10 protein-coding genes are annotated in these 10,910 nt (G+C 45.7%); 3 read left to right on the forward strand and 7 right to left on the reverse strand.

What is annotated here, in order from left to right; genetic code table 11:
* Nucleotides 1–93: 93 nt before the first annotated feature.
* Nucleotides 94–2,694 (forward strand): EAL domain-containing protein, encoded by a 2,601-nt coding sequence (locus tag J8L84_RS02265; protein ID WP_211069259.1) that lies wholly within the window; start codon nucleotides 94–96, stop codon nucleotides 2,692–2,694.
* Nucleotides 2,695–2,810: 116 nt separating this feature from the next.
* Here the strand turns inward: J8L84_RS02265 and rep are convergent, their stop codons facing one another.
* Nucleotides 2,811–4,826 (reverse strand): DNA helicase Rep, encoded by a 2,016-nt coding sequence (gene rep, locus J8L84_RS02270; RefSeq protein WP_211069260.1) that lies wholly within the window; start codon nucleotides 4,824–4,826, stop codon nucleotides 2,811–2,813.
* A gap of 172 nt (nucleotides 4,827–4,998) precedes the next feature.
* On the opposite strand from rep, the gene J8L84_RS02275 reads away from it, so the two are divergent.
* Nucleotides 4,999–5,262, forward strand: a complete 264-nt coding sequence (locus J8L84_RS02275; protein ID WP_211069261.1) for an accessory factor UbiK family protein — start codon at nucleotides 4,999–5,001, stop codon at nucleotides 5,260–5,262.
* Between the two features lie 111 nt (nucleotides 5,263–5,373).
* On the opposite strand, the gene ubiA is transcribed toward J8L84_RS02275, so the two are convergent.
* Both ubiA and J8L84_RS02285 read right to left on the reverse strand, forming a co-directional pair.
* Nucleotides 5,374–6,231, reverse strand: a complete 858-nt coding sequence (gene ubiA, locus J8L84_RS02280; RefSeq protein ID WP_211069310.1) for a 4-hydroxybenzoate octaprenyltransferase — start codon at nucleotides 6,229–6,231, stop codon at nucleotides 5,374–5,376.
* Between the two features lie 22 nt (nucleotides 6,232–6,253).
* Entirely contained in the window at nucleotides 6,254–6,823 is a 570-nt protein-coding gene (locus J8L84_RS02285) for a chorismate lyase (RefSeq protein ID WP_211069262.1), read from the reverse strand.
* Nucleotides 6,824–7,021: 198 nt separating this feature from the next.
* Here J8L84_RS02285 and J8L84_RS02290 point away from each other — a divergent pair, with 198 nt between their 5' ends.
* The gene (locus J8L84_RS02290) at nucleotides 7,022–7,435 is read left to right on the forward strand and encodes a flagellar basal body-associated protein FliL (RefSeq protein WP_211069263.1); all 414 of its coding nucleotides are present in this window, start codon (nucleotides 7,022–7,024) and stop codon (nucleotides 7,433–7,435) included.
* A gap of 41 nt (nucleotides 7,436–7,476) precedes the next feature.
* Here the strand turns inward: J8L84_RS02290 and glpG are convergent, their stop codons facing one another.
* The 4 genes from glpG to kbl are packed head-to-tail and all read right to left on the reverse strand — an operon-like array spanning nucleotide 7,477 to nucleotide 10,887.
* Nucleotides 7,477–8,355: a rhomboid family intramembrane serine protease GlpG gene (gene glpG, locus J8L84_RS02295; protein ID WP_211069264.1), complete on the reverse strand. Its 879-nt coding sequence runs from the start codon at nucleotides 8,353–8,355 to the stop codon at nucleotides 7,477–7,479.
* Entirely contained in the window at nucleotides 8,352–8,669 is a 318-nt protein-coding gene (gene glpE / locus J8L84_RS02300) for a thiosulfate sulfurtransferase GlpE (protein ID WP_013786137.1), read from the reverse strand. Before glpE ends, glpG begins: the two co-directional genes overlap by 4 nt.
* Nucleotides 8,669–9,694, reverse strand: a complete 1,026-nt coding sequence (tdh, locus tag J8L84_RS02305) for an L-threonine 3-dehydrogenase (RefSeq protein ID WP_211069265.1) — start codon at nucleotides 9,692–9,694, stop codon at nucleotides 8,669–8,671. Before tdh ends, glpE begins: the two co-directional genes overlap by 1 nt.
* A complete protein-coding gene (kbl, locus tag J8L84_RS02310) occupies nucleotides 9,691–10,887 on the reverse strand; it encodes a glycine C-acetyltransferase (protein WP_211069266.1) in 1,197 nt (398 codons plus the stop codon). The genes tdh and kbl overlap by 4 nt, the downstream gene beginning before the upstream one ends.
* Nucleotides 10,888–10,910 lie beyond the last annotated feature (23 nt).

The following is a 10,910-nucleotide window of genomic DNA, read 5'->3' on the forward strand; positions in this document are numbered from 1 at the left end:
TAACAATGTGTTGGAAAAAGTAGCGTTTTTCGAGTAGATCGGGTAATTTAACCGCATCTAAGAATAAGCTCTTTTTACTTGCCGGCGAACGGAATGTCATCAGATTCAACGCAATATGAGTTGACAGAAGAAGAGCTGCGGGAAATTATACCGCAGCTTCAACAACTCACTAATAAATATAAGCGTGCTGAACGAGTTCAGAAAGCGCTATTCGACATTTCCGAGCTTGCAAGTTCTGTTAGTCATCTAAACCGTCTTTACACCGCAATCCATGAAATCATTGCCGATTTCATGAACGCCGATAACTTCTTTGTTGCCTTCTACGAACAAGACAGCCAAATTGTCGACTTCGCCTATTTCGTTGACGAGTTTGACGAACAAACCGTAAAACAGTTACCCGCCGATTCCTTAATGGATGGCATGACGGGTTTTATATTGCGCACCGGCCAGCACTTATTCTATAAACGTGAAGAAGAAGAAGTTTTTGCTGAAGATCACGGTATTAAATTAGTAGGTTCTCAGCCTTTTGAGCTTCTTGGAGTTCCACTTAAACGTGGCAGCCAAGTGATTGGCGCTATGGTGGTGCAAACCTACGATGAAGGTGTGCATTACACTCAAGAAGATTTAGAAGTACTGCTGTTTGTTTCACAGCACATTGTTACCACGGTAGACAGGGTTAAAAACCGTGAACTCACCGAACGTACCATTCGTGAACGTACTCGCCAGCTACGAAAAATTAATGACGACCTTCAAGAGGAAATTCTTGAGCGTCAAAAAGTAGAGTCGTTACAACAAGCCTTATTTGAAATTTCTGAATTAGCAGCAAACCTAGAAGGCGATATGTCGGTCTTCTATTCTAGCTTGCACGAAATTCTAGCCCGCCTTATTAGTGCGCCAAACTGCTTTATCTCTATTATTGATGAATCGAAGCAAATGCTAGAGTTTCCGTATTTCAGTGATGTTGAAGACACCGGCGTTGAAGCTAGGCCCATGGGCTTAGGTTTAACGGAATTTGTACTGCGTACCGGCCAAGCTGAACTGATTAACCCGCCACGGGTACTGGAACTTGCCGAAGCGGGTGAAATTGATGTGTCTGTTGCCCAAAGCATGTTAAACAGTGCCAACTCTTGGCTGGGGTCGCCCCTGGTGGTAGATGGTGAAGTGTTTGGAGTTATTGCGGTGCAAACCTACGGTAAGCATGCCAAATACAACGCCAGAGACTTAGAGTTACTGCGCTTTGTTTCACACCATATTGCGGTAACCATGGAGCGTAAGCGCAGTACTGAAGAAATTCATCGTCACAACAGTGAGCTTGAGCTCAGGGTTGCCGCGCGTACTGCCGAGCTCGATAGAGCCAACAAATACTTAAAACAGCAAATTGAAGAGCGTAAGGAAATTGAGCTTAAGCTTATTCACGATGCGCATCACGATTCACTCACCGACCTTCCGAACCGTTCAATGTTTACCAGCAGGCTTGAACTAGCCATTGCCAGTAAGCAGCGTTACACCGAAAATTACTTTGCGGTGTTGTTCATCGACTTAGACCGATTCAAAGTTATTAACGATACCTTAGGCCATCACGCCGGTGATGAGTTCTTAGTTGAAGTGGCTAGACGCATTGCACTATGCATTCGTGGGCACGACTTACTGGCCCGCTTAGGTGGCGATGAGTTTGTGGTTTTACTCGATAACTTTGAAGATTTAACCGATGTGCAAGAAGTGGCATCTCGTATTATTAACTCGATTTCAGAACCATTCTTGCTGGAAGGTCGTGAAATGTATTCGGGTGCCAGTATCGGCATTGCTAATTTAGAGTCGTATTATCGTAGTGCCGATGAAGTGCTACGTGATGCTGATGCTGCTATGTATCAGGCAAAAACATTGGGCCGAGGCCGATTTGTTATGTTCGATAAGAGCATGCGCGACCGCTTAATTGAAGAACTTGAGCTAGAAAACGAATTTCGCCGTGCCTTGCGCGATGAAGAGTTTGAATACTTCTTGCAGCCTGTTATTGATATAAGAGACAACACAACGCTTTATAACGAGATGTACGTGCGTTGGAGTCACCCGACTTTCGGCAAAATAGCCCGGGAGCAGTTTCGCCAAGTGGCCGAACAAAGTGGCTTAACCTTAGATTTAGATTTGTTTCAGTTACGCAAAGCTTGCGAGTTACTGGCTCACGCGAAAACAACAGGCGAAGACACCGGCCGTATTGCGGTAAACGTTTCTATTATTCATTTGCTACAAGCGTCTATGGTGAATCAGATGATTTCGCTTATAGACGAATACAAAATATCGCCCCACGATTTGGTATTTGAGTTTGATGAAAACGATTTAAATCGTCGTTCGCAGTTTATTTTGCCCGCAATTAAGAAGTTGAAGCGTGCGGGGGTGACCTTAGTGCTAGATAACTTTGGTAGTGGCTTGGCGTCGCTTAGTTACTTATTCGCCTATCCGTTCGACTTCATCAAAATTGACCACAGATTTGTGCGTTCGCTACCCCGTTCACAGCGAAACCTTAAGCTTATTCAATCGGTAATGCTTATTTCTGAACACCTTAAATTTAAGGTTATTGCCGAAGGGGTAGACTCACCTGCACAGCTAAATGCGCTTACCGACATTGAGTGTAATTACGCCCAAGGTAAAGTGCTTACTCGCGCGACTGTACTTGATATGAAACAGCTAGCAGGCTAGCTGTTTGTTGCTATATTCCCCTGCTAGTTATCACTAACGCCTTTTTTAGATTATCAGCGCGGTTTGTTGCTGGTACTTGTATTACCTTACGTTCATAGCCGTCAACGTTACTAGCACTATTTCTTACCCAGCATATCTCTTAAGTTAGCAATACTACTTTGGCCTTTTTGCTGGCGTACCTCGGCACTTTCTTTCGGCTTTTGGTTTTCCCATTGAAGGTCGTCTATGGGCAGCTCGTAAAGAAAGCGGCTTGGTTCAGGGTTTATAACTTCACCGAACTGGCGGCGCTCTTTCGCTAGGCTGAAAATAAGCTCTCGCTGCGCACGGGTAATGCCTACATACGCGAGGCGGCGCTCTTCTTCTACGTTGTCTTCATCTACACTGCTTTGATGGGGTAACAAACCTTCTTCCATGCCTACTAAGAACACAATTGGAAACTCTAGTCCTTTAGAAGCGTGCAGTGTCATTAGCTGTACTTGGTCACCATCGCCGTCGTCTTCGCCTCGCTCCATCATGTCGCGCAAGATAAGGCGGTTTACTACTTCGGTAAGGTTCATGGGGCTATCAAGTTCGTTGCCTTCTAGCATGTCGGTTACCCAGCCAAATAACGTACTTACGTTCGCCATGCCCATTTCAGCCGCTTTAGGGCTAGCGCTTTGCTCGTATAACCACTCTTCGTAGCTCATCGACTTGATCATGCCGCGAAGGGCATCTTTAGTTTCGCCACGAGTCGCGTTATCAGACACTTCCACTATCCAACGAGCAAACCCCGATACGGCATCGTATGCCCTATCCGACAGCACGCTGTTTAAATTTGGGTGAGTGGCCGCTTCAAACATGGGCACGCCTAAGCTGTTCGCAAAGTTACCTAGCTTTTCTAGTGTCACGCGCCCTATGCCGCGACTTGGCGTATTAATTATACGTAGTAAGGCATTATCGTCGTCTTGGTTCACCAACAAGCGCAAGTAAGCCATGATGTCTTTCACTTCGGTACGCCCGAAGAACGACATACCGCCACTAATTTTATAAGGAATGCGGTTGCTCATTAGTAACTTCTCGAACAAGCGGCTTTGATGGTTCCCTCGGTACAAAATAGCGTAGTCTTTGAACTTAGTGCGGTTCATAAACTTGTGCGCTAGCAGTTCTGCTACCACTCGTTCAGCTTCATGTTCTTCGTTTTTTGCTTCTATAACTCTAAGCGGTTCGCCGTATTGCAGTTCAGAGAACAGGGTTTTATCGAACAAGTGCGGGTTGTTCTGAATAAGAATGTTGGCGCAATGCAGTATTCGCCCTGAAGAGCGATAATTCTGCTGTAGCTTAATAACGTTCAAGCGCGGGAAATCTTGCTGTAGCAAGTTTAAGTTTTGTGGCTTGGCACCGCGCCATGAATAAATGGATTGGTCGTCGTCGCCTACCACAGTAAAGCGCGAACGTTCGCCTACCAATAGCTTTACCAGTTCGTACTGACTGGTGTTGGTATCTTGGTACTCATCCACCAGCAAATAACGAATTTTGTTTTGCCACTTGGCCCGTACGGTTTCGCTGGTTTTTAATAACAGTGTGGGCAATAAAATAAGGTCATCGAAGTCAAGGGCGTTATAGGCGCGTAAGTTATCTTGGTAACGCTTGTAAGCTTCTGCAAACTCTCGTTCACCGGTACTGGTAGCTTGCTTTAGTAACGCCTCGGGCAGCAGTAAATCGTTCTTCCAGTTTGAAATACAGCTTTGTAATAGCGAAAGCTGATCTTTATCGCCGTCTATCGTGTCTTCGGTTAAATCGGTTAACAGTGCCAACGAGTCTTTGTCGTCGAACAATGAGAAACCAGGCTTTAAGCCTAGCTCTTTAATATGGGCTTTTATAATGGTTAGCCCCATGGTGTGAAAGGTACATACCTTCAAACCACGTGCTTCTGGCTTACCTAAGGTTTCAGCTACCCGTTCTTTCATTTCTCGGGCGGCTTTGTTGGTAAAGGTTACCGCTGCAATATACCGTGCTGGCATATCGCAATTTCTAACTAGGTGCGCAATTTTGTTGGTAATAACCCGAGTTTTACCACTGCCGGCGCCGGCTAATACTAAGCAGGGGCCAGACACAAAGGTGACAGCTGATTGTTGCGCATCGTTTAATTTCATCGCGTTCCTAAATTACGTTCCTAAAAGCTAACAGGTGTAATGAGTGCCGTGCTTACTCTAAAGCGCCTTACGATAAGGCTTGTTTTTGTTTAACGTGCTTTTTCATTGCAAGAAGTGGCGATACCGATAGAATAGAAGCCTATTCTAACGAAGCGCATTATAAGGGAAATCCATGTTGGATCCGAAAAAACTCGAAGATTTAGCGAAACAGATTGCTGACGCCGTACCACCGGGTGTGCGTAACATGGCTGAAGGCGCAGAAGGTAAAATTAAACAGGTTTTACAGTCGCAGCTTTCAAAACTTGATTTAGTCACTCGTGAAGAGTTCGATATTCAAAGCCAAGTGCTTATTCGCACTCGCGAAAAGTTAGACGCAATGGAAGCTCGCATTGTTCAACTAGAAGCTAAAGCAACAGAAGCTGCTAAATCTGAGTAGCTAAACGTTTACGTCCACACTCCCTTGCACTGCACATCGTAATAGCTCTATACAGCGCATGTGATGCAAGGGGATGCTTATTTGCTAAGCCTTTAGCCTCTACAAAAATACCTAGCCTATCCAAAAATTCGCCACTAACCCTAACGTAAATACCAAGCCTACATAGTGGTTTTCAATAAAGGCAGTAAAACACCCTTCTCGCTGACGGTGCTTAACAAATTGGTACTGGCGATAAAACAACCCGGCCCCAATAATTAGCGATAGGTAATACGGCCAATGCGCCTCGATAGCCCCGCCAATAAAGTACAAAATGGTTAACGTAGCAGCTTGAAACCCAATAATAATGGACACGTCGTACTTACCAAATAAAATGGCGGTAGATTTAACCCCTATTTCCAGGTCGTCGTCTCTGTCTACCATGGCATACATGGTGTCGTAGGCTACCGTCCATAATAGATTTGCCACAAACAACCACCAGCCATAAGCAGGCACAGTTTCAGACACCGCCATAAACGCCATCGGAATTGCCCACCCAAAAGCAGCGCCTAATACCACTTGTGGCAAGTGGGTATAGCGTTTCATAAAGGGGTAACTGGCTGCTAGTAACAGCGCGATTACCGACAAAGCAACGGTTTGCCAATTCAGCATTAGCACTAACAAGAAGGCCAGTATAATTAGCCCTCCAAACAGGTTTAACGCTTGTTTTGGTGTTACCTCTCCTGTGGCCAATGGCCGCGTGGCGGTGCGCTTTACGCTGCCATCTACTTTTCTATCGGCGTAGTCGTTAATGACGCAGCCCGCTGAGCGCATCACTACCACGCCTGCGGTAAAAATAAGCGCGATGCCTAAACTGGGTAAGCCTTCAGATGCCATAAGCAATGCCCAAAAGGTAGGCCAAAGCAGCAAGTAAATACCCACGGGTTTGTCTAAACGCATCAGGCGAATATACGCAGATGGATGCTGTTTTATATGGTTGAGGTTCTGGGCTAAATTAAGATTCAGTGCCATTGTCGTACCTTGAATAATAAACGGGTGCGTCGGGTAGAAAAACTTCGGCCACTATCATGCTGTCTTCACCCAATGTAAATAATGAACGTCGGCCCCATAATTGCTGATTGCGCTCAAAGCCTAGTGCCGTGGCAGGCAATTGGCACAATTCAAACTCAGAGCGTATAAACCTAGCATCGTTAAACAGTCGCTTACCTAAGGGTTCACTACCTAAATTTGCTAGCTCTGCTTCTACCAAACGCTGGGGAATAACGGAACGGGCAAAAACCCATGGCAGGGTGTTACCACATAACAGTACTTCTCGTACCTGAAATACCTGCGAAGGCTGATGTGATTGCTGGTCCGACAGCAGGCTTTGCTCATTAGCATGAAGTGCGGTTTCAGCCTGCCCTAGCACGTTTAACGTAAATTGATGGCAAAGCGACTGCACGCGCTCGGTTAAGGAGCCTGTGTCTAGCAACCAATTTTTTAAATACGGATTGTTACGGGGCGCACTGTAGGCTTGCATCCACTCTACATTTAAGCCAACGGGAAAGCTGCTAGGAAAACTCACTACCAAATCTCTGTCATAATTTTACACGATAAAAAAAGTATCATATCACTTGTTGGTGACATGGTGGTTTATCTGATTGCTAATAGCTAGCATATTGATTTTACGTGTACCTTAGTACTTTTGCAGTAGTGTCATTAACCTATGATTTGCTACACTACAGCCTGTCATCTAAATTAATTGGTATTTTTGGCTCAAATCATGACAAAGTCACTTGCTTCACGTTTTATAGCTACCGCTCTATTAGTTAGTAGTGCTTTCACGCCTGCATTTGCGCAAGATAAGGCAAATTTTGCTTATCTTGGGTTAGAGCCAGACATCGTTACCAATTACATTGGCGAGTCTTCAAGAAAGCTTGGTTATGTACGCGTTACCGTTGAATTAATGATTTATGACGTAGATCAGCTGGAAATTGCAGAACACCATATGCCGCTATTACGTGCAACGGCCATCGATATCTTCGGCAGACAGCCTGAAGAAAAAGTAAAATCGCTAACGGGCAGAGAAGATATTCGCCGCGCCATTCTAAAAGCGCTTCAAGATCATATGAAAAAAGAAACCGGTGGCGAGGTTATCAAAAACGTTATCTTCACCAAGTATTTATATCAAGGCTAGGCGCTACTACAGCAGCACCTAGTCAAGCACGAAAGCTTGCACTATTGCCCTTGCTTTCGTTTATCGGCACCAAGGCTTAGTAGCCCTGCTAACAAACAGCCGGTAATTAACCCCGCAGTGTGCGCCGCATTGGCCATATTCACCCAAAGCACATCGGCAAAGCCTAATACTAGCCACACCAACATAAACCCTATTACCGATTTAGGCAGCGACAAGCCCCACTGTGGTTTCAGCCAACCTAACCACCACACAAAGCCCATTACGGCGTATACCACACCTGAAAGCCCACCGAATAACATTAAGTTACCCTGAACTGGCGTGGTAAACATGGCTTGAGCCACGTTCGATATAATGGCCGATAGCGCAAACACCACAAACAACATGCTTTTACCAAAGGTACTTTCTATTTTGGCGCCTAACATACACCACCAAAGTAGATTGAAGATAATATGCAGTGCGCTGAAGTGAATAAACGCGGGCCCTAATAGCCTCCACCATTCATGGTTTTCAGCAAGTACACTAAGCGGCTGCATGAGTAGATGTTGCGCGATGGGGCTGAACAAACCTAGCAACGACAAACCATACACCAGCACACAAAGTACAAACACAATACTGGTTAACGGTACCGACAATGCATTATTGATGAACCCTTTCATATCGAACTGACGTGAAGGCACTAAATCAACGTTCTCGCCATGCTGCCAAGCAGCTTGCTGATATTTTGGATTGTTCGGTTGCTGAATAAATTCTTCAGTTATGGCGCGGGCTTTAAGTGCATCGTTATCGTCTTCCAACAATACAACAAACTCATCACCCGCTTCAGTAGGCTTTACCGTGGCGGTGATATTCTGGCTACCTAAGTAGTTAGCCAGTAAATGCGCCACGCCTTGCTGGCGAAAAGCAATTAAAGGATGGCTCACGAATTTTCAGACACCACAGACTGGCCTAAGCGCCATGCTTCGAAACCACCGTCCATACTATAAACGGTGTTAAAACCTTGCTCAGCTATAACCTGTGCGGCTTGCTGACTGCTTACGCCGTGATAGCACACCACGACTACAGGGGTTTCTTTTGGCGTTTGTTCTACAAAGGCCGCGAAGTTATCGTTATTCAACGGCTTCGCTTCTGGCATGTGACCATTAGCAAAAGATTGCGGGTCACGAATATCTACGATGGCTACATCGCCATTGAAGTTTGCTACGTCTTGTACACTAATGTGTGAAAATGCTGTCATTATTGCCAGTCCAGTATAACTTTGCCTGATTGTCCTGAACCCATGGTATCAAAACCTTTCTGAAAGTCATCAACCGAAAAGGTATGTGTGATGATTGGCGACAAATCTAAGCCACTTTGCAGCAAACTTGCCATTTTGTACCAGGTTTCGAACATTTCACGACCGTAGATACCTTTGATCACCAACCCTTTAAAAATAACTTGGTTCCAATCAACCGATACATCTTGTGGTGGAATACCTAGCATTGCCACCTTTCCGCCGTGATTCATTTTCTTTAGCATGTCGCGAAAGGCGACCGGTACGCCCGACATTTCAAGGCCAACATCAAAGCCTTCACTCATACCAAGCTCGTTCATCACGTCTTGCAAGTCTTCTTTGCTAACATCAACAGCGCGAGTTGCGCCCATCTTTCTAGCAAGCTCTAGGCGGTACGGGTTAATGTCGGTGATAACCACATGGCGAGCACCAACATGACGCGCCACTGCGGCTGCCATAATACCAATGGGGCCTGCTCCGGTAATCAGTACATCTTCACCCACTAAGTCGAAGCTAAGGGCGGTGTGCACAGCATTTCCAAATGGGTCGAAAATAGACGCCAGTTCATCACTAATGTTGTCAGGTATTTTAAATGCGTTAAACGCCGGAATAACCAAATACTCGGCAAATGCGCCTGGGCGATTTACACCTACACCTTCGGTATTACGACATAAATGGCGACGGCCTGCACGGCAGTTTCTACAGTGTCCACACGTAATATGGCCTTCACCAGATACCCTATCGCCTATAGCAAAGCCGCGTACTTCTTGACCCATACCAACCACTTCACCCACGTACTCGTGACCCACTACCATAGGTACAGGTATGGTTTGCTGCGACCATTCATCCCAGTTGTAAATGTGCATGTCGGTGCCGCAAATGGCGGTTTTACGAATTTTGATTAATAAATCGTTATGGCCAACTTCGGGCTCTTGGGTATCTTGAAGCCAAATGCCTTTCTCGGCTTTTGCTTTAACTAGCGACTTCATGCAATAACTCCCATTTCACGGCCTACTTCAATAAACGCATCAATGGCTTTGTCTACGTGTTCAATAGAATGCCCAGCTGACATTTGGGTGCGTATTCTAGCTTGCCCTTTAGGTACTACAGGGTATGAGAAACCAATCACGTAAATACCTTTTTCAAGTAGCTTGTCTGCCATCTCGCTAGCAACACGCGCATCGCCTAGCATCACAGGAATGATAGCGTGATCTTTACCTGCAAGGGTAAAGCCAGCATCTTCCATACGAGAACGAAAGTGGGCTGAATTGCGCCATAGCTGTTCACGTAGTGCTGCGCCCTCTTTCATCATCTCGAATACTTTCAGTGAAGCCGATACGATAGGCGGCGCAACAGAGTTTGAGAATAAGTACGGGCGAGAGCGTTGACGTAACCACTCAACTACTTCTTTTTTGCCTGATGTATAACCGCCTGATGCGCCGCCCATCGCTTTACCCAAAGTACCAGTGAGAATATCCACTCGGCCCATTACGTCGCAGTATTCATGACTGCCTTTGCCGTTTTCGCCTAAAAACCCAGTCGCGTGGCAATCATCTACCATTACCAGTGCATCATACTTTTCGGCGAGGTCACAAATACCTGCAAGATTAGCAATAACACCGTCCATCGAGAACACGCCATCGGTAGCAATCACTTTAAATCGTGCGCCGTCGGCAACGGCTTGCTTAAGTTGATCTTCCAGTGAGTCCATGTCGTTATTGGCATAACGGTAGCGCTTAGCTTTACACAAACGTACACCGTCAATAATGCTGGCATGGTTTAGTGCATCAGAAATAATGGCGTCTTCTGGGCCTAGCAAGGTTTCAAATAACCCGCCGTTGGCGTCAAAACAAGATGGGTACAAAATAGTATCTTCTGTACCAAGAAATGCGCTAATTTCAGTTTCTAGTTGCTTATGAATATCTTGGGTACCACAAATGAAGCGCACAGACGCCATACCAAACCCGTGGGTTTCAAGGCCATTTTTGGCTGCTGCGATAAGGTCTGGGTGGTTAGCCAAACCTAAATAGTTGTTCGCACAGAAGTTGATGACATGCTCGCCGTTGGCCACGTCTATATCTGCTTGTTGCTGTGAAGTAATAACGCGCTCTTTTTTATACAGACCATCTTCTTTAGTGGCCTCAATTTGCGCTTGCAGGTGAGAGATAAATGCCGCTGACATGTCAGACTCCGAAATTAATAAAA

Origin of the sequence: Alteromonas sp. MMG017 (assembly GCF_018100795.1) — a bacterium.
Classification (GTDB): Bacteria; Pseudomonadota; Gammaproteobacteria; order Enterobacterales; family Alteromonadaceae; genus Alteromonas.